Source organism: Flavobacterium sp. FlaQc-52, assembly GCF_044007495.1.
GTDB lineage: Bacteria > Bacteroidota > Bacteroidia > Flavobacteriales > Flavobacteriaceae > Flavobacterium > Flavobacterium cupriresistens.
In genome coordinates this window covers 24,760-46,067 of sequence record NZ_JBIPCV010000016.1, presented here as the reverse complement: position 1 = coordinate 46,067, position 21,308 = coordinate 24,760, and the positions used below count along the sequence as shown (strand labels likewise).

Genomic DNA, 21,308 nt, shown 5'->3' with positions numbered 1-21,308 from the left:
TTTGTTTTAATTTATACTTAATTGAATCTCGAAAATACGTAATTTTCTCCAAAGTTCATCAAAATTACCTGAAAAATACTCTTTTTACACGTTGTGAGATACTCGTCAGAATTTCATATGGTATTGTTTTTAAAGCATTTGCAATCTCAGTTACCGTTGGATTTTCTCCAAAAATGATCACAGAATCTCCTTCTTTACAATCAATTTCGCTGACATCAATCATTAACATATCCATACAAACACTTCCTACTATTGCTGCTTTTTGATTTTTAACGATCACATAACCAACTTCATTGCCCCATAATCTTGAAATCCCATCCGCATAACCAATCGGAATAGTTGCAATTTTAGTTTCCTTAGTCGCCATGAATCGTCGACCATAACCAACGCTATCACCAGACGGAATTGTACGAACCTGAGAAATAATTGATTTCAACGTACCTACATTCTCTAAAAACTTTTGCTCAGCAGCATCATTTGAAACGCCATAAAGGCCAATTCCCAAACGCACCATATTAAACTGCGCATCCGGAAAATTACTAATCCCCGATGTATTCAGAATATGACGAATAGGATTCACCCCCAATTCAGTCATTAATTTTGACGACAGTTTTTCGAATAAACGAATTTGAGAACGTACAAATTCAAAATGATCCTTATCATCACTGGTTGCCAAATGGGATAAAATACTTTGTATCCGAATTGTCGAATTTCCTTTTAAAGTTGCAATCAATTCATCGATCGTATTTTCTTCAAAACCCAAACGATGCATTCCGGTATCTAATTTAATGTGAACCGGAAAATCTTTAAGATTCTTTTCACGGGCAATTTTCAAAAAAGCATTCAATCCTTTTATGCTGTAAATCTCAGGCTCTAACTGGTATTGAATAATCGACGGAAAACTGGTAGACTCCGGATTCAAAACCATAATAGGCAATTTGATTCCGCCACTTTTAAGCGAAATTCCTTCATCAGCGAAAGCCACGCCTAAATAATCAACTTTATGATGTTCCAGCAACTTTGCAATTTCCAAACCTCCGTTTCCATATCCAAAGGCCTTCACCATCACCATCATTTTTACATTGCCGGCCAACTTAGATTTAAAGAAATTCAGATTATGACTGATTGAATTCAGATTAATCTCCAGTATCGTTTCGTGGGTTTTCTCCTCCAGCAGCGTAACAATTTCTTCAAACTGAAAAGATCTTGCTCCTTTTATCAGAATGGTTTCATTGGCAAAATTCAGGCTTTCAAAATTGGCAATAAAATCAGCCGTACTGGCAAAAACTACCGCGTTTGAAAATTTATCCGAGAAAGAGGAAATTGTATTTCCAATTCCAATGACACGATTTATTTTGTTATCGGCAATTAGTTGGGCTACTTTAGAATACAACTCTTCGTTTGAAAATCCGCTCTGAAAAATATCCGATAAGATTACCGTTTTAGAAGCATTTTTTTTCTGACTCTCCAGAAAGTCCAAAGCGATTTTGAGCGATTGAAAATCGGAACTGTAACTATCGTCAATAATACTGCAATTATTAATTCCGTTTTTTACTTCAAGACGCATTTGTACAGGATACAACATTTGCATTCGATTCTGGATCGTTGCAAAATCATATTTAAAATAAAGCAAAACCAACAAACAGGAAATCGCATTTTCTATGGAAGCAGAGTCCTGAAAAGGAATTTCTAAATTGAAAAATTCATTTTTATACTGATATTCAATTTGCGTTTTATCATTTTTACTTTCTTTTTTCAAGATAAAAACCGTTGCCGTTTTATCTGTAAAACTCCACGAAAAAAGAACCTGCTCTTTTAATTGGTTTTCTTTTACAAAAGCTGCCAGACACAAATCAACAATTTCATTCTTCTGGTAAACAACAAGTGCCGAATCTTTAAACAGTTGCAGTTTTTCGTTTATTTTCTGCTCTAAATTCAGAAATCCTTCGTCATGTGCCGATCCAATATTCGTTAGAACACCAATGGTAGGTTTAATGATTTTCTCCAGATTAATCATTTCATTAACCGTGGAAATTCCGGCCTCAAAAATGCCTAAATTATGCTTTTCGTTTATCGCAATAACTGAAAGCGGAACACCCACTTGAGAATTATAACTTTTAGGACTTCTTATCACATTAAAATCAGGGCTCAGTAAAAAATTAAGCCACTCTTTTACAATGGTTTTTCCGTTACTTCCGGTTAGTCCGATTACAGGAAAATCAAAAAGATTACGATAATAAGCTGCAAATTCCTGCAAAGCTTTTAAAGTGTCTTTTACGATTAAAAAATTAGCCCTCCCTTTACAGTTATCAGGCACATATTGCACCACAAAACTTTGAACACCTTTGTCTATAAGCTCAGAAATATACAAATGAGCATCATTATTAACACCTGATAAGGCAAAAAACAAGGTTTGAGATCCGTTTTGCAACGAACGACTGTCAATCGAAACATGATCAACAAAAATAGCTGTATGTAAACCAATCCATTCGGCTTCAAGAACCGGAATAAGGTTTCTTAGGTTTATGCTCATTTAAAATTCTTTTTGTCAAATTTAAAACATTACAAACAGAAAAGAGTTGTGATTTTCTTAAAATAAAGGAGTACTTAACGGTAATTATTGGTTTTAAAAATCGGAATAGAGTTCGCCAAGAATTGCACTAATTTTCGCAAATTGTCACTGTTCTTAAATTTATTAGAAGAAATATACTCTTTGAAATTAGCGAATAAATAATCCGTGAAAATTAGCGCAATTCGTGGCAAAAAACATTAATTCATTTATATTTGTTGAACACCTTATAAATAATGCGCTTTGAAAAAAATACTTCCATTATTCTCCTATATCCTTCATCCTATTTTTATATCGATGTATGCCACTTTGTTTTATCTGTATTGCAAAGAAGATATTTTTACGGATAGAGAAAAATACTATGTTTTATTTCAAATTCTGATTATTACCATTTTGGTTCCGGTGTTGTTTTTTATGTTGCTTCGCTCTACCGGACACGTAAAATCGGTTATGGTTCACGAAGCTTCTCAGCGTAAAATCCCCTTAATTTTACAATGTTTTTTATATATCCTATTAGTAAAGAGAAGTATTGTTATCACCCGTTATCCGGAACTTCATTTCTTTTTTCTCGGGGCTTTGTTCAGTACCATTTTAGCGCTGGTGCTTATTCTTTTTAAAACAAAAGCGAGCTTACACATGATGGCCATTAGCGGACTCACCATTTTTATACTTGGATTAAACATTCATTTTCAGATGCAAAACCCGTATTGGACTGCTTTATTAGTTTTATTGACGGGAATAGTAGCCTCATCACGTTTGGAAATGCAGGCACATACCAACAAAGAATTAATTATTGGTCTTGCAATCGGAACACTTCCGCAGTTGTTATTCTTGTATTTGTGGTTATAAAATATAGAAAATCAAACCGGCATTAATCGTTTTAACACCAACCGTTTCACCTTCGTTCGTCTTGACTGCCTGAAACAAAGGATTCAATCCATAATACACATAAATGTTCCAGGTATTATATCCTGTGGCAAGGTAGACTCCATATTGAAATTTAGCGATGTACGGATTGTTTGTGATTTTATAGGTCGTCTCTCCGTTATCCAAAACCGATTTATTAGAGAACATATAACTAAATTTAACCCCTCCGTAAATCCTCCAAAATTTATAGCTTTCATACGTTGAATTTCTCCAGCGAAACTCCAACGGAACATCCACTAAATATTGTCTGAATCTATTGGTAACAAATTCATTGTAATCTGTTACCCCATGCACTAGTGCTCCCGAAGCATCTTTGGAAATAGTCAGATTCTGATAGAAATTCTGATAGCTTAACCCTATCCCGGTTGCAATTGCAATAGTCCTTTTTTTATTGATTGGCATGTCACGCAAAAAACCACCAGAAAGTCCCACAGAGAATTTATCCTGCTTAAGACCAGTCGGAGCATTCGTAAAAAGATTATAGGTAACCGAAAAATAAAACTGATCTTCCCGATATAACGAATCGATTTTAACAACCGGTTCTATTTTAGGCGTCGTTTCTTCCTGCGAAAAAACAGAAAAAAAAGACACTAAAAACAAACAACTGAAAAGTAATCGCATATCGTATTTTGGTTTTAAAGAGTTTTTCAAGCAAACGTTTTTTGAAGTTGATTTATTTCACTTACAAATATAATATAATGACAGCTTAGGTGACAATTAGAACGCAATTATTCTCTTTTTCATTAAAAATAAAACGTTTTACAGTGCTATTATTAAGAAATTCAAAACAGAAGTAAAAAAATAAATTCATTTTTGATTGTTCTTTTATACCTTTGTACGGCATGAAGAAAAAGCAACTCATATTAAGTGTCTCTTTCGCTCTAACAGTATTGTTCTCAATATTGTTTCAGTCGATACACAGTTATGAGCATATTGTAAAACAGCTCTCGGAAAAACAATGTCATCACGACTACAATGATCCAAGCGGCGAAATTACACACCAACATCATAATTATGACGTTTGTTTTGTATGCCACTTTTCTTTTGAAAGTTCAATACTTCCGGAACAATTTTCATTTCAATTTCATACCGCAACCGAAGGAATTCCTTATTTCTTTACCCATTCAGAAAAGATATTCTCCTTTCCTGAAAGCGCCTATTTGTTACGTGGACCACCTGTTGGTATAGTTGCCTGAGTTTCGAAACACTCGAAACATAAATTATAACTTTCTTACTTAAACTTAAAAAGAAAACTACATCTCCCCGTTCTGACTGGATCAGAATAGGCAGACGTTATTGTTGTTCTCCTTTTTTATTTAAAGAAGAAAAATCCATTTAACTATAGCATCATTTTCCAATGAAAAAAATAATCGTAATCCTTATTTTAGGATTTTCAGGGCTGCTTTCAGCTCAAAACTCTGTTTCCGGAATCGTATCCAACCTTCAAAATCAACCCATACCGGGCGTTTCAGTTTATGCACCGGAATTACACAAAGGCACCACTACTGATGCAAACGGAAAATACGAATTCACTAATCTGCCAAACGGAAGCTTACGTCTTTCCTTTACTTTTGTCGGTTTTACTGCCGAGAACAAAACAATTGCCAAACTTGTAAAAGAAAACACTTTAGATGTTACACTTCAGGAATCCATTTTTGAAATGGATGAAGTAATCGTCTCTACTCCTTTTAATAAATTGCAATCACAGAACGTAATGAAAATTGAGCATGAAAGTATCAAAACATTACAGCAAAAAGGAACTTCGACTTTAATTGAAGGCTTAGCCACAATTCCGGGGGTTTCTCAAATTTCAACGGGAACTTCAATCGGAAAACCCGTAATCAGAGGACTTAGCGGTAATCGTGTTTTGGTATACTCGCAAGGAGTCCGTATCGAAAATCAACAGTTTGGCGACGAACATGGTTTAGGTTTAAATGATGCCGGAATCGAAAGCGTTGAAGTAATCAAAGGTCCTGCTTCTTTATTATACGGATCGGATGCTTTGGGTGGTGTTTTGTACTTTAATCCAGAGAAATTTGCTGATGCGAATACATTCAAAGCCAATTTCAGTCAAAAATATTTCACCAATACAGAAGGAAGTAATTCCTCTATTGGATTAAAAACGTCTACAGACAACTGGAAATTTTTAGCTCGTGGAAGTTTCAACACCCATTCAGACTATAAAATTCCTGATGGAGATCGCGTAACCAATACCCGTTACAACGAAACCGATTTTAAAACCGGAATCGGATACAGCAACTCTAGTTTCTCGAGTGTTTTACGATACAATTACAACAAATTAGACATCGGAATTCCGGAAGAAGGAATCGCAGAGCAATCTTCAAGCAAAGACACCCAGTTCCCGAGACAAGGGATTTTTAATCATTTGTTCAGCTTGAACAACGTTATCTTTTTTCAGAACTCCAAATTAGATGTTGATTTGGGCTATATTTCTAATGACAGAAGCGAATTTGAAGACAGTAACAATGCTGCTTTACGAATGAAATTGAACACCTTCAATTACAATGCAAAATACCATTTTCCAAAATTTGGTAAAATCGAAGCGATACTTGGTGTACAGGGAATGCATCAAACCAATAAAAATTCAGGCGAAGAATTCTTAATTCCGGATGCCACTACCAATGATTTTGGTGTTTTTGGAACAGCAAATTACGAATGGGACAATAGTGTTATCCAGGCCGGACTGCGTTTTGACAATCGAAACATCACTTCGCAAGCACACGGAGTTGCAGATGAAGAAGGTTATTTCCAAGCCTTAGACCGCTCTTTTGACAGCTTTAACGCTTCATTAGGTTACAAAACCAAATTAGCAGAACCTCTGACGTTACGTTTAAATGTAGCTACCGGATTCAGAGCACCAAACTTAGCCGAATTAACTTCAAACGGAGTTCACGAAGGAACCAACCGATACGAGATTGGAAATGCTAATTTAAAAACAGAGCAAAACGTTCAGACTGACCTGAATTTAGAATACAAGAACACCCATTTTGAGTTTTTTATTAATGGATTTTACAACCATATAAATAACTACATCTACACTTCCCCAACAGGAGAAATCTTAGACGAAAATGATGTTTTTGCTTATGTACAGGACAATGCAAAATTATATGGTGGTGAAGTTGGTTTCCACTTTCACCCGCATCCACTGGATTGGTTGCATTTTGAAACCAGTTTTGAAACGGTAACAGGTAAAAAAGACAACAAGGATTATTTACCTTTAATTCCGGCTAACAATTGGAACAACACGCTTAGAACTGAATTTAATATTAAAAACTGGTTAAAAGAAGGATTTGCTTCTTTTAACGTTTCATCGACATTCAGTCAGGATAATGTAAGCGGTTTTGAAACGGCTTCTAAAGGATACACTTTAGTAAATTTAGGTTTTGGAGGAACTGTAAAATTAGGTAAAACCGCTTTTGATGTAAACTTGAACGGAAACAATTTATTTGACCAAAAATACATTGCACACCTTTCCAGATTAAAAACAGACGGGATTCCTAATATTGGAAGAAATATAGTTTTAGGGATTAACTTCAACTTATAATTTTTTACTTAATCACAAGAACCTCAAAAAGTAGACTTTAACGCTTTTTTTTAGCCACGAATTTCACGAATTTTCCCGAATTATTTTTGGGGATATTTTTTAAAGTTCGTGGCTATTCTTTTTGTCTTTTTTGCCACAGATTAGAAGGATTAAAATGATTAAAAAGAATCTGTGAAAATCTTTGCAATCTGTGGCAATATTTTTCCACACCAAGCTTTTCAAAAAAAAAATTCGAGCAAATTCGTGTAATTCGTGGCAACCCTTTTTTTAAACAATCCTTTTCTCCTAAATTTGAAATACCTAAAAAAACTAAAAAAATGAAAATTGTAAAATGGGGAATCATTGGTTGCGGAAATGTAACCGAAGTTAAAAGCGGACCTGCTTTTCAAAAAACACCAAACTCTGCTTTAGTTGCCGTGATGCGCAGAGATCCTGTACTTGCGGAAGATTATGCAAAACGTCATAATGTCCCAAAATGGTATTCCAATGCCGTTGACTTAATCAACGATCCCGAAGTCGACGCGGTTTATATTGCGACGCCTCCTTCTTCTCACAAAGAATACACTATTTTGTGTGCTAAAGCCGGAAAACCGGTTTATGTAGAAAAACCTATGGCGCTCACATTTGAAGAATGCAACGAAATGATAAACACCTGTAAAGCCCATAATGTGCCCTTGTTTGTGGCTTACTACAGAAGACGCTTACCCCGATTTCTTAAAATAAAAGAACTAATTGACCAAGGAAAGATAGGAACTGTAAGACATGTAAATTGTGTTTTGTACCACCCTTTCGAGCAACGTTACGATGATGAAATTAATTTACCCTGGACGGTTTTACCGCATCTCTCTGGTGGAGGAATTTTTGTGGATTTAGCCTGTCATACGCTCGATTTTCTGGATTACTTATTTGGACCAATCCAATCTGTTCGAGGTCACGCGAGTTCCCAACTTTTGGCTTATCCGGCAGAGGATACAGTTTCGATGTCCTTTTTGTTTGAAAATGGGATTCACGGTTCCGGTTTATGGAACTTTGCCAGTTTTGAACGTTATGACAATACCGAAATTGTGGGGGATAAAGGAAAAATCTCCTTCTCTACTTTTGGCAATGATCCCATTCACATTCAACTTGCAAATGGTGAGAAAGAAAGCATTACCATCGAAAACCCGCTTCACATACAACAACCTCTTATAGAAACCATAGTTGCTGAACTTTTAGGAGACGAAAATGCTTCGCCCTCTAATGGAGTCTCTGCATCAAGAACCACTTGGGTGATCGATGAAGTTTTGAAGGAATTTAGAAACTTGAAGTAGAAACACATCTTATCTTGGTTCAACTATAAAAGCAAACACCTCAACTTTAGTATCACATTGTCATTTCGACGAAGGAGAAATCACATCAGAAATTCCACATAGAAAATCGCCAATCTTTGTCGAGTTACGAGTGTGATTTCTCCTTCGTCGAAAGGACAAAAAAGCGCCAAAAATTGAAATTTCACCCCTAACAAACAAAAAGAGGATACTCAAAATTGAATATCCTCTTTTTTCTAAAAACTAAAATTGCTATAAAATTATAGGCTGTATTTAAACCCTAAAGTCATACCTAAACCACTAATTCCAACGTAAGAACTTAGTTCATCCATTGCATCATTAGGTCTGGTTGTATCCTTAGTATCCATTGTTGCCGTATTAGGATTAAATAAAGGATTGTTAGAATTAACATCTAATCTATCTCTGTAGTTTGTATGAATTTGAGCTTTGGTTCTGGTCGCCATAGCATCTTGTCCATTAATTGTAAATTCAGTTGTTTCTTTTGTTTTTCCGTGTACTGTAAAGTTACGGTACTCTAATTCTGCAAAAACAGAAAGGTTTTTTCCAATTTTATATGAAGTACCCAAAGCTGCCGTAAATCCTAAAGTAGGATTTGGCTTTACTTTATCAACACTATGAATCTCTCCAAAAGCAGTTGGAGCTCCTGATGGAGCAAAAGCAATTGGTGCATAAGCATCACTAGTGATTTCTAAATCTCCGTGAATAGGAACTAAAACTCCAACTTTTGTATAAGGCTCAAAACCTTTGTGCTCTCCTAAAAATAACACTAAAGCCGGGGCAAGATCAAAAGCAGTAATTTGACCTACTGATTTGAAGCTATACACACCTGCTGGAGTGATAGGCAAATCTGATCTGGTTTGTGCCATTGTCTTATCATTACTAGTGTAATAATTAACACCTAACTCAACCCCTAAACGAGCATTGAATCTATATCCTGCAGTTATACCTGTTCTAAAACCTTCTCCAAAAGAACCTGTAACACTTTCTTCAGAAACTAATTTACCTCCTACATAGGTTTTATCTAAAGGAAGATTTCCTCCTACAGTTGGAAATTCAGTAGCAGCAGTTTGAATGAAGTAAGATCCACCCAATTTAAAATACCAGCTTTCCGGTTTGTCTGCTTTTTCTGTCTGCGCCATTGTGGCCATAGAGCAAACTAATAATCCTAATAGAAATAGGTTCTTTTTCATAATTTTGTTTTAATTAATTTATACAAACTTAAATTATTTTAACATAATTCACGAGTTTGCATGGTTAGACTTGGAACGAAATCGTTGTAATTTTGGGCAATATTACTAAAAAACTATTATGCATGCATAATTTTAACTAAAAAAAAATGCATTCTTTTAAATTTTAACTGTTAAAATTTAGTTCAGCTTAAAATTAATCTGCATTTTTTCTAATTCCTCTAATAGTTCTGTCGAAATCTTAACCTTTAGTCTACGGCTTGGCATGGTTAATTTGGTCACCACTTTTATTTCTTCGACCTCATTTACTTCCTGAATTTTGGTTGCTTCAATTGCATTTTCCTCACCATCGTTCTCCTCTTCAAAAACAGCGTCTTCTGTTTCTTCAAAATCTGTTGGTGTTTCTACCTCAACCAATCGCTTCACCTTTTCTAATTCCATGATTTCAAAAGTCACCGAGTTATCGCCTTTATTTTCATTAAATAAATGACTCAATTTATGAATGAACTCGGTTTGCAAGTCTTTAATATTTAATAACAAAATCAATTTTTTGGCAAATGTCTCCAAAATATCCTGCAGCTGTCTCACCTCAACAAACTGCATCCTTGGATCCGTTTTTTTACCGGTATCTCTGTTTACCCAACCGTCTTTAATTAAGATTTTCAAATAAACGAATTGGTTGTTGTATAAGAAATGGTAGAACTTCAGGTATTCCTCTCCAAAAATTTTAAACTCAAAACTTTCATCATATCCCTCTAAGGTGAAAATCGCCCAATCCTTACCATTTTTAGCCGTCCTCCTTTGAAAATTGCTAACAATACCGGCAAAGTTTAGACTCTTACCTACATAAAGTTCCATGCTTTTTAAAGCTTCTAATCGGGCATTACAGAAATATTTCATTTCAAATCTAAAATCATCCAGTGGATGACCCGAAATATAAATTCCAACGACTTCTTTTTCTCTTGAAAGTTTCTCCATTGTACTCCAGTCTTCACAAGGAGGTACAATAGGCTCTGCGATTTGCACTTCACTCGTTTCTCCAAACAAACTCACTTGCGATGAGTTTTCGTTCTCCTGAAACTTCGATCCGTAGCGTATCGCTTTTTCATAAAACGTAATTCCATCTCCGTCATCATGAAAATACTGCGCTCTTGTAGTCCCTTCAAACGAATCAAAACCACCGGCAAGAGCCAGATTTTCGATCGCTTTTTTATTGGCAGCACGCAAATCAATTCGTTTGGCCAAATCAAAAATGGACTTATACTTCCCGTCTTTTCTGGTTTCAACAATCGTTTCTACTGCTCCCGAACCTACTCCTTTGATCGCACCCATTCCAAAACGAACAGCATAATCATCATTTACCGTAAACTTATAGTACGATTCGTTTACATCTGGACCTAATACTGCCAATCCCATACGTTTACATTCTTCCATAAAAAAGGATACCTGTTTGATATCATTCATATTATTCGAAAGAACCGCAGCCATGTATTCTGCCGGATAATGTGCTTTTAAGTAAGCCGTTTGATACGCAATCCAGGCATAACAAGTCGAGTGAGATTTGTTGAAGGCGTAACTCGCAAAAGCCTCCCAGTCTTTCCAGATTTTCTCCAAAACCTTTGCATCATGTCCTTTTTTTGCAGCTTGTTCTACAAATTTAGGTTTCATTTTATCCAGTACGTCCTTTTGTTTCTTACCCATCGCTTTACGCAAAACGTCGGCCTCACCTTTTGTAAAATCAGCCAATGATTGCGACAAAAGCATTACCTGCTCCTGATAAACTGTAATTCCGTAAGTCTCTCCTAAATATTCTTCACAGGCATCTAAATCGTATTTAATTTCTTCTTCCCCGTTTTTTCTTCGAACGAAAGAAGGAATATACTCTAACGGTCCCGGACGATATAAAGCATTCATGGCAATTAAATCTCCAAACACCGTCGGTTTCAGCTCTTTCATATATTTCTGCATCCCAGGCGACTCGTATTGGAAGATTCCAACGGTTTCTCCTCTTTGGAAAAGCTCATAAGTCGGAGCGTCATCAATAGGAAATTCATCGGGATTCAGATCGATTCCGTTTCTGTATTTTACCAGTTTAACAGTATCTTTTATCAGGGTAAGGGTCTTCAGACCCAAGAAGTCCATTTTAAGCAATCCGGCACTTTCTGCGACCGAGTTGTCAAACTGAGTTACATATAAATCCGAATCTTTTGCGGTTGTAACCGGAACGAAATTGGTAATATCCGACGGCGTAATGATTACACCACAGGCATGGATACCTGTATTTCGCATCGACCCTTCCAGAATTTTCGCCTGCTGAATGGTTTCACCTGCCAAATCATCTTCATTGGCAATAGCGATTAATTCCTTTACATTATCAAATTCATCCGAACGAAGTGCTTTTTTAATATCGTCTTCACTTTCAGAAATAAAACGCGCCAAATTCCATTTTGACGGCATCATTCCCGGAATCAATTTTGCAATTCTATCGGCTTCAAATAGTGGTAAATCCAGTACACGAGCCGTATCACGAATCGCAGATTTAGTCGCCATTTTACCATAAGTAATAATTTGCGCTACCTGATTCTTACCGTATTTATTGATTACATAATCCATAACACGACCACGACCCTCATCATCAAAATCGATATCAATATCGGGCATGGATACACGATCCGGATTCAGGAAACGCTCAAAAAGCAAATCGTACTTAATCGGGTCAATGTTGGTAATTCCTAAACAATAAGCTACTGCAGAACCCGCCGCAGATCCACGACCGGGACCTACCGAAACATCCATGTTTCTGGCTTCGGCGATGAAATCCTGACAAATCAAAAAGTAACCCGGATATCCGGAATTCGAAATCGTCAACAACTCAAAGTCCAGACGTTCCTGAATCGATTCGGTAATTTCACCGTATCGCCTTTTTGCCCCCGTCATGGTAAGATGACGCAAATATTTATTTTCACCGCGAACACCACCGTCAGCCTCGTCTTCTACCACTAAAAATTCCTCGGGAATATCAAATTTCGGAAGCAATACATCGCGATAAAGCGAGTAAATCTCCACCTTGTCGACAATTTCCTGAATGTTGATAATCGCATCAGGCAAATCAGAAAAGAGCTTTTTCATCTCTTCTTGCGACTTGTAATAGTATTCCTGATTCGGTAATCCGTAACGGTAACCTCGGCCACGACCAATTGGTGTTGCTTGTTTTTCACCGTCTTTTACACACAACAAAATATCGTGTGCATTGGCATCTTCCTTATTTAAATAGTAGGTATTGTTTGTCGCAATTAACTTGACATTGTGTTTCTGTGAAAATTCAATCAGGGTTTTGTTCACACGATTTTCATCTTCCTGATTGTGGCGCATGACTTCAAGATAAAAATCATCTCCAAATTGCTCTTTCCACCAAATTAAAGCTTCTTCGGCCTGATTTTCACCAACGTTTAGAATTTTACTCTGAATCTCTCCGTATAAATTCCCGGACAACACCATAATGTCTTCCTTATAGTACTCGATAATTTTTCGATCGACTCTGGGAACATAATAGAATCCGTCGGTAAACGCAATCGAAGACATTTTAGCCAGATTGTGATAACCTTTTTTGTTTTTGGCTAATAATACAATCTGATTACCGTTGTCTTTTTTACTTTTATCTAAATGATTGTCGCAGACATTAAATTCACATCCGACAATTGGCTTAATTTCCATTTCTGTTGGCTCTTCACCAGCATCAACCAAAGCTTTATTTTTACCGGAAGCCGCTTTATTATGATTCATCACCGCACTCACAAAGTGGAAGGCTCCCATCATGTTTCCGGTATCTGTCATCGCAACCGCCGGCATACCATTTTTGGCCGTAGCCGCAACAATATTACCAATACCTATAGTAGATTGTAAAACCGAAAACTGTGTATGATTGTGTAAATGCGAATATTTCGCTGCTATAAAATCTTGTTGATCAGACTCCGAAACAACCGTTTCTTTTCCATCAGATTCTAAGGCTCGCAACTGTTCTCTGATTTTATCAGAAGCTGCTTTTAGATTGATGTGTTTTAGACCGATAAGTTTGATCGGTTGCGGGTTTTTATTTTGAAATTCTCCAAAATAATCCTTTGGTACATCTAACTCTTCTTTGGTAAAAACTTCTCTTCTGATTAACTCCAGGAAACAACGCGTAGTTGCCTCAACATCGGCTGTTGCGTTGTGCGCTTCCGCGAAAGGCTTATCGAAAAGATAACTGTGTAATTCTGTAAGAGTTGGTAATTTGAATTTTCCACCTCTACCTCCCGGAAGTTGTAATAAGGAGGCCGTAACTTCGGTACAAGTATCTAAAACAGGCATAGAACTCATCGGAGAGTCCACGCCCATTCTATGAAATTCAGCACCCATGATATTAACGTCAAAGCCCAGATTCTGACCTACAATATACTTGGTTTTACTTAAAGCGATATTGAATTTCTCCAAAACTTCGGCAAGCGTAATTCCATCGGCTTCTGCTAATTCTGTAGAAATTCCATGAATACGTTCCGCGTCATACGGAATATTAAATCCGTCAGGTTTTACCAGATAGTCCTGATGTTCTATCAGTTTCCCCATATCGTCATGCAACTGCCAGGCAATTTGTATACAGCGAGGCCAGTTATCAGAATCGGTTATTGGAGCATCCCAACGTTTTGGTAATCCAGTAGTTTCAGTATCGAATATTAAATACATAGGTTTAAAAGACAAAAATTAAACCCCCAAATTCAAAACTTCATCATTCATAAAACACTGATTTCATGAATCATAAAGAAGTTCAAATTAAAAAATGGAGGAAGTTCAAATTTAGTCTTTTTTAGGCTATTGACGAAATACATTTTATCAACATCAGGATTTTTCCCGACATTCTCTTTTTTGAGCAAAATCCTATCGGGATTGCTATTTTTTTCCAAAATAAAACCTGTTAATTTTTCATTAATTTCAATCCTTTTCTGCGAATCAGCTGCGTTTTATGCTGTTACCCCCTATTAATTAAACTGAAAAAACCAGAAAACGATGAAAACAATATTCACATTAGTCCTCACAGTTCTTACGTCTGTTGGCGCTTTCGCAAACAACGACTCAAAAAACATTATTAAACCTTTCGCAATCAAAAAATAATGCACTAGAAACAATTTTAGAATCAAATTCCATAATTGCAGATGAAGCAACTTTAATCGCTATTGATTGCAGAGATGGCAACCTTTATTACATACATTGTCATTATTATTCCCCTGAAACAATAGCAGAAATACTTAAGGAGGCTTGCCGATAAAGCCACATAAGTTTTTTGTTAATTGTACTACTATTCCTCCGTAATTATACGTGATTAAAAAAAAACCTGTTAAATTTTTAATTTTTATATGGTTTTATTCTATAAATTAGCCTGCTTTATGCTGTTAAAATTTTATTAATTTAACCAAAAACCTAAAAATTATGAAAACAATATTCACATTAGCCATTACAGTTCTTATGTCTGTTGGAGTTTTCGCAAATAGCAGCTCAAAAAACATAAATCCAGAAGTAAATAAGGAAATCAACAAATCCTTTGTAATCGAAAATAAAATTGTTGAACCCGCTTTAGAATCAAACCCATTAATCCAAGTATACGATGTAACTGTTGATTGTGGTGACGGAACCGGCTGGGCATTTACTTGTGACGGATGTTCCATTGGACAAATAGTAGATTTAGCTTTAGAACTTTGTAGCTAAAATCTAAAAACAACAGCATAAAGCATTATAAAATGATACTTATGAAAAAACTACTACTCCTCACAGTATTTACAATTTACACCTACTCTTATGCTCAAAACAAAGGAATTGTGTACTATGGGCACATCGAAAGTCCGGGCAAGGGAGGTCCTAATGGCTTAGATTTTAACTCTTACCTTATTTTTGACCAAAACCAGTCCTATTATGTTAGCGCCAAAGATTCTCTGGAAAATGAATCTAATATTGAAAGTCAAAAGAAAAAAAAGGCAGAAGGGGAAATCAAACAGATTTACCTCGGGAAACATACCTTAGAACAAGGAAAACAGGTATATTACGACAGAGCCAAAGATAGTTTGTGGTGGAATAAAAAATATTCTAATGAGATTTACGGAAAAGAAAAGCGTGTAGCAATAGAATGGAAAATTGACCCTGAAACGAAAAAAATTGGAAATCTTCTTTGCAATAAAGCAACCGGGCATTTTAGAGGACGGGATTACACCGTCTGGTTTACCAAAGAGATTCCCGTTCCGTTTGGGCCTTGGAAACTGCAGGGATTACCCGGATTAATACTCGAAGCTTATGACACCAAGAAGGAATTATACATCTATTTCAAATCACTAGAATACCCGTCTAAAAATGTATCTGTTCCGAAAATTAAGCCCATCAATCAAGGCACTCCTACCAATTGGGTCTCAATTGACGAGTATAAAATGATTTTAGAAAAGTTGATAGAAAAAAACAAAAACAAGGCTATTTTATTAGGGAAAGAACATGGTGTTACGATAAAAGCAGCTGGAATGAATGATATTAGCACCGAAATATTCTGAAATTAAATGCTAAAACTATTCTCTTTTATTTTTTTCATCCCTTTTATTGCATTTTCCCAAAATATTAAAATATCGGGAACTATAAAAGACAAACAGAACAGAAGCGTCGAAAGGGCTTCTGTTGTTATTTTAGACAACTCTGGAAATATTCTATTCTATACTTTTGCTAATGAAGATGGAAACTATACTCTTCAATTAAAAAAACCAGCTAGCGGAATTGTAAGTATAGAAATTTCTTGCTTAGGCTTTGCTAAAAACACAAACGTAATTGATCTCAGCACAAAGACTGAAATAAATCACTCTGTTTCTCTGGAATCCCAACAAGAAAGTTTGAAGGAAGTCGTAATAGAATCGCACAAAAAAGTAAGAATCAATCAGGATACGACCACTATAAAGGCGAGCGCTTTTTCTAACCAAACAGAGCAAACAATAGAGGACATTTTAAAAAAATTACCCGGTATCGAAGTTCAGAAAGACGGCTCTATAAAAGCCCATGGAAAACCTATTGATAAATTACTTGTTGAAGGAGAAGATTTGTTTGATAAGAACTACACCTTACTGTCCAAAAATCTGGATGCAAAAACACTTGATGAAGTGCAAATAATAGAAGCATTTGAAGATAATCCCATTTTCAAAAAAATGAATAATTCGGATAAAGTTGCGTTGAATCTGAAGTTAAAAAAAGACAAGCAAAATATCTGGTTCGGCAACATAACGGCCGGAGCAGGCATAATTTCTGAAAACCGATGGAAAGAAGGTATTAATCTCGGACTATTAAAAAAGAAGATCAAAATCTTTTACTTGGCGGACTACAACAATTCAGGCGAAAAAGCAACTTCACTTATAAAAGAATCCAGTATAAATCTTGATTTTTTTGGGGCAGACCGAATCGAAAAAAAGGCAAGAAAACAATACGTTATCAACAGTAATGAAAACAATTCTTTCAGTAAATCTCAAAGCGTCTTTAACAAAGCACTATTTAATTCTTTAAGTTTTACCACAAAACTTAAACCTTCCTTAACCCTTCGTGGGGTTGGCTATTTTACTAATGACCATCAAATTCAGCATTCTTTTTCAGAAACAATTTACAACATAGACCCACAACCTATAATCAACTCCGAAGCCAATCACTATTCCGGCAAAAAAACACTTTCATCAGGAGAAATTGAACTTAAATATTCAGGGAATGAAGACAATTATCTCACCAACTTATTTATTTACAAGAACAATCCTGATATCATAAATTCAAATCTCTTATTTAATAGTGAGCAAATCAATCAGAATTCTAAAAACAGCAATTATACTTTTTACAATCATCTTAACCACAGTTACAGCTTATCGAATCAAACAATATTAAACAATTATTTTTATTTGGGAAGCGATTATTTGAATGAGAAAAACAGATTAAAATCTCCCTTTTTAAATGAATTTTTTAAAATAGATCCGGAAGCTCAGATTGACCAAAAGGGGGATACTAAAAACCAGTATTTTGGAATCAAAAGTAAACTGATTTCGAAGTACAAAAAACTAGAATCTGTTCTTGCTTTTCAATACGAAAAAAGCAAGGAATCAATCGTTTCAGATTTTCTTATCGACCAAAAACAAAAGACAGACTACCAGGTAGACACAAACACAAATCAAACCATATTTTCTTTCGATGCGGGAATCCGGTACAATTTTACTTCTGAAACAGATTTTACAGCTAATCTGAAATATGTTCAAAATAATTTTGCACGCAATATTTCTCAGCAACATTTTCATTTTTTTAATCCTGTATTTTCATTTAATCTAAAAAAAACACGCTTAGGGACATTCCGGTTAAACTATTCCGAAAACAGTTCTCTGCCTGAAATCAATTATCTAAAAACAAACTATTTACTGGCAGACTACCGAACTTTCGAAAAGGGAGTTTCTGATGTTGCACTTTTAAAAAACAAAACCATTTCTTTTTTACACACCTTGTACAAAGATGAAAAGGGATTTTCTGTTAAGACCAATTTAATCTATACAAAATTGAAGAAAACGCTTAATATCGATAACCTGATTACTCAGAATTTCAACTTCAAAAACTATATCGTTACAAACGGAGGAGAAAATTATAACGCCTCTTTTAGCTTCATTAATTACCTGAAAAAACTAAAATGGGCCACCAAGATAGCCACACAACAAACCTGGAGTAATACTCCGACAAAAGTAAACAACCAAGATTTTACAAACCTAAAAAGTTACAATAGCCAGTATTCCTTTTCAGCAACAAGTTATTATAGCTTAGTCGTAAACTTTGATTTTGGTTTCAATTACAACTACTATCAGACAAATTTCAATAATACACTTACTACCAATACAACCAAAGATGCTTTCATTAACTGTAACTATAAAATTTCAAAAGTATGGTTAGCCGAAGTCAATACGACCTATTATAAAATTAATACTCAAAATTACAGTTTTGTAAACATTATTGCCAACTACACTCCTGAAAACAGTCGCTTTTCTTATCGACTCCTGTTCAATAATGTAACCAACGAGAACGAATTTACATTGGTTACATTAGATAATTACACCTCTTATAAAGCTACTATAGATTTAGTTCCCCGGTATTTACTTGCAACAGTAAAATACCGATTTTAACCCAAATGAGAAACCATTTTTTATTCTTTGCTTTTCGCATAAACCATCAGCGAAATAGCCAAATAAGGAATATCTTTAAGAATAAAAAAGTCCGTAACAGGAAAATTCTCAACCATTTTAAAAACACCCGGCGTTGTAAAAAGAAAACTCAATGTAGTAACAAAAATAACCGCCGATGCCAAACCCGAGTACATCGCTATTTTTTTATTAAAAAAAGACAATGCCAAACCTATTCCCGTAACCACTTCAAATATTCCTATTACATTCGAAACCTGTTGCACTGACATTACTTTGTACATCCAGCCCATTGCAAAATGATTTTCGACTAAACCCTTTATAGCTCCTGCTTCTACGGCAGTAAACTTAAAAAGCCCAACCCAAAGCAAAATAATAACAGTTCCGAAAACACCAATTCTGTAAGCAATCTGATTTAAATTCATGATTTTATTTATTTTTATTAGAAATATCAAAATTAAGAGCCTTTTCGCGAGGCAAATGTCAGATAGTTGTCATTACACCTAAATTCGTCCTAAACAACCTTAATATCTTTTATTTCCATTCTAAAAAACAAAAATTCACTTTCTTGGATGTCGTAGTATTGGAATCAAAAAAAAACAAATAAAGTCTTTCAAAAATCTTCGTTTTATACCTCAAAAAAGAGCTTTTATCCACGGTTTCAGAAATTCAAAAACAAAATCAAAACTATCAATAATCACTATTTTACGGCATTAAAACCTATAAAATCAGTCATTTTACATTGAATCTAAGGTAAAATTGCTAATTACAAAAAACTGCAGCAACTGTAAAACAACTCCTCATTAAAAGAAATACAAAATCAATTTCCACTTCAATTTTGGAACTCAGTTTTACGGAATAAAAGCGAATCTTAATTTGTATTTTAGTTTGGGTATCGTATATAATGCAATATTGAAATTGACTACTTTATATCTTTATTTAATTTTGTTTTCCTATTATAATTACCAAAGAATTGCGGTAGTTATAAAATTACAAATAAAAAAAATAAAAAATGAGTAAGACATTATTTGACAAAGTATGGGATTCACATGTAGTACGTAAAATTGAAGATGGACCGGATGTGTTTTTTATTGACCGTCATTTCATTCACGAAGTTACGAGTCCTGTTGCTTTTTTAGGATTAAAAGCCAGAGGCGTTAAAGTTTTATATCCGGAACGTACTTTTGCAACTGCCGATCACAATACACCTACTATAAACCAACATTTACCGGTTGAAGATGCTTTATCAGCCAATCAGCTTAAAGCGCTTGAAGATAATGCCGCCGAATACGGTATTTCGCACTGGGGATTAGGACATAAAAAAAATGGAATTGTACACGTAGTAGGTCCTGAAAACGGAATTACTTTGCCAGGTGCCACTATTGTTTGCGGAGATTCACACACCTCTACTCATGGTGCTTTTGGAGCAATTGCTTTCGGTATCGGAACTTCTGAGGTTGAAATGGTGCTTTCTACACAATGTATTATGCAGCCTAAGCCAAAGAAAATGCGTATCAACGTAAACGGTGAATTAAGCAAAGGTGTTGGTCCAAAAGATGTTGCTCTTTATATTATTGCACAATTAACTACTTCAGGTGGTACCGGATATTTTGTTGAATATGCCGGTGATGTTTTTGAAAACATGACCATGGAAGGCCGTATGACCGTTTGTAACCTAAGTATCGAAATGGGTGCTCGTGGCGGTATGATTGCTCCCGATCAAAAAACATTTGATTTCCTTGAAGGCAAGCTATACGCTCCAAAAGGCGAAACTTGGGACAATGCAGTTGCTTACTGGAAAACCCTAAAAACGGATGCTGATGCTGTTTTTGATGCTGAACTAAACATCAAAGCTTCAGACATAGAACCTATGATTACTTATGGTACTAACCCGGGAATGGGAATTGGTATCTCTAAACATATTCCGAACGCAAACCAAGTGGAAGGCGGTGAGGAAACATATAAAAAATCTCTTGCCTACATGGGCTTTCAGGAAGACGATGTTATGATTGGAAAACCAATTGACTACGTTTTCTTAGGAAGTTGCACCAATGGACGTATTGAAGATTTCAGAGCTTTTGCTGAAATTGTAAAAGGAAGAAAAAAAGCAGAAAACGTAACTGCTTGGTTAGTTCCAGGCTCTCACGTTGTAGAAGCTCAAATTAAAGAAGAAGGTATATTGGATATTTTGACAGAAGCCGGTTTCGTATTACGTCAACCGGGATGTTCTGCTTGTCTGGCAATGAATGATGACAAAGTTCCGGCCGGAAAATACGCAGTGAGTACTTCAAATAGAAATTTCGAAGGCCGTCAAGGTCCGGGTTCAAGAACACTTTTAGCAAGTCCAATTATGGCTGCCGCTGCTGCCGTTACCGGAAAACTAACAGATCCGAGAGAGTTATTTTAGATTAAAGATTTTAGATTTCACTTTGCAAATGGCATTGCTGCTTTAAAATCTAAAACCTTCAAAAAAAAAAATTCACTTACATTATTTAACAGAAAATCATTTTAGCGTTTACGATTTCC

13 protein-coding genes are annotated in these 21,308 nt (G+C 35.4%); 8 read left to right on the top strand and 5 right to left on the bottom strand.

Features of this window, described 5'->3' with window-relative positions; genetic code table 11:
- Nucleotides 1-64: 64 nt before the first annotated feature.
- Complete coding sequence (locus ACHRV5_RS21015) at nt 65-2,533, bottom strand: bifunctional UDP-N-acetylmuramoyl-tripeptide:D-alanyl-D-alanine ligase/alanine racemase (RefSeq protein ID WP_395428055.1); 2,469 nt, start codon at nt 2,531-2,533, stop codon at nt 65-67.
- 279 nt (nt 2,534-2,812) lie between these two features.
- Here ACHRV5_RS21015 and ACHRV5_RS21010 point away from each other — a divergent pair, with 279 nt between their 5' ends.
- Nucleotides 2,813-3,418, top strand: a complete 606-nt coding sequence (locus ACHRV5_RS21010) for a hypothetical protein (RefSeq protein ID WP_047777664.1) — start codon at nt 2,813-2,815, stop codon at nt 3,416-3,418.
- Here ACHRV5_RS21010 and ACHRV5_RS21005 read toward each other — a convergent pair.
- Nucleotides 3,413-4,147 (bottom strand): porin family protein, encoded by a 735-nt coding sequence (locus ACHRV5_RS21005; RefSeq protein WP_230004309.1) that lies wholly within the window; start codon nt 4,145-4,147, stop codon nt 3,413-3,415. The genes ACHRV5_RS21010 and ACHRV5_RS21005 overlap by 6 nt on opposite strands.
- Before the next feature lie 191 nt (nt 4,148-4,338).
- On the opposite strand from ACHRV5_RS21005, the gene ACHRV5_RS21000 reads away from it, so the two are divergent.
- From ACHRV5_RS21000 to ACHRV5_RS20990, 3 genes are all read left to right on the top strand, one after another.
- Nucleotides 4,339-4,692 carry a hypothetical protein gene (locus tag ACHRV5_RS21000; protein WP_047777662.1) on the top strand — a complete coding sequence of 118 codons (354 nt, stop codon included), beginning with the start codon at nt 4,339-4,341 and terminating at the stop codon, nt 4,690-4,692.
- A 161-nt stretch (nt 4,693-4,853) separates the two neighbouring features.
- Nucleotides 4,854-7,061: a TonB-dependent receptor domain-containing protein gene (locus ACHRV5_RS20995; protein WP_395428052.1), complete on the top strand. Its 2,208-nt coding sequence runs from the start codon at nt 4,854-4,856 to the stop codon at nt 7,059-7,061.
- Nucleotides 7,062-7,378: 317 nt separating this feature from the next.
- A complete protein-coding gene (locus ACHRV5_RS20990; protein ID WP_395428050.1) occupies nt 7,379-8,371 on the top strand; it encodes a Gfo/Idh/MocA family protein in 993 nt (330 codons plus the stop codon).
- A gap of 257 nt (nt 8,372-8,628) precedes the next feature.
- Here ACHRV5_RS20990 and ACHRV5_RS20985 read toward each other — a convergent pair whose 3' ends face one another.
- Nucleotides 8,629-9,579, bottom strand: a complete 951-nt coding sequence (locus ACHRV5_RS20985; RefSeq protein ID WP_395428048.1) for an outer membrane beta-barrel protein — start codon at nt 9,577-9,579, stop codon at nt 8,629-8,631.
- A gap of 177 nt (nt 9,580-9,756) precedes the next feature.
- Nucleotides 9,757-14,295 (bottom strand): DNA polymerase III subunit alpha, encoded by a 4,539-nt coding sequence (gene dnaE / locus ACHRV5_RS20980; RefSeq protein WP_047777658.1) that lies wholly within the window; start codon nt 14,293-14,295, stop codon nt 9,757-9,759.
- A gap of 741 nt (nt 14,296-15,036) precedes the next feature.
- Here dnaE and ACHRV5_RS20975 point away from each other — a divergent pair.
- The 3 genes from ACHRV5_RS20975 to ACHRV5_RS20965 are packed head-to-tail and all read left to right on the top strand — an operon-like array spanning nt 15,037 to nt 18,767.
- On the top strand, nt 15,037-15,312 hold the full coding sequence (locus tag ACHRV5_RS20975; RefSeq protein ID WP_395428047.1) for a hypothetical protein: 276 nt from the start codon (nt 15,037-15,039) through the stop codon (nt 15,310-15,312).
- A gap of 41 nt (nt 15,313-15,353) precedes the next feature.
- Nucleotides 15,354-16,139 carry a GLPGLI family protein gene (locus tag ACHRV5_RS20970; RefSeq protein WP_047777655.1) on the top strand — a complete coding sequence of 262 codons (786 nt, stop codon included), beginning with the start codon at nt 15,354-15,356 and terminating at the stop codon, nt 16,137-16,139.
- Nucleotides 16,140-16,145: 6 nt separating this feature from the next.
- The gene (locus tag ACHRV5_RS20965) at nt 16,146-18,767 is read left to right on the top strand and encodes a carboxypeptidase-like regulatory domain-containing protein (RefSeq protein WP_395428046.1); all 2,622 of its coding nucleotides are present in this window, start codon (nt 16,146-16,148) and stop codon (nt 18,765-18,767) included.
- Between the two features lie 20 nt (nt 18,768-18,787).
- Here the strand turns inward: ACHRV5_RS20965 and ACHRV5_RS20960 are convergent, their stop codons facing one another.
- Nucleotides 18,788-19,207: a DUF417 family protein gene (locus ACHRV5_RS20960; protein WP_230004304.1), complete on the bottom strand. Its 420-nt coding sequence runs from the start codon at nt 19,205-19,207 to the stop codon at nt 18,788-18,790.
- A 587-nt stretch (nt 19,208-19,794) separates the two neighbouring features.
- Between ACHRV5_RS20960 and leuC the strand changes: the two genes are divergently transcribed.
- Nucleotides 19,795-21,189, top strand: coding sequence for a 3-isopropylmalate dehydratase large subunit (gene leuC, locus ACHRV5_RS20955; protein ID WP_230004303.1), 1,395 nt, complete (start codon nt 19,795-19,797; stop codon nt 21,187-21,189).
- The last annotated feature ends 119 nt before the right edge of the window (nt 21,190-21,308 follow it).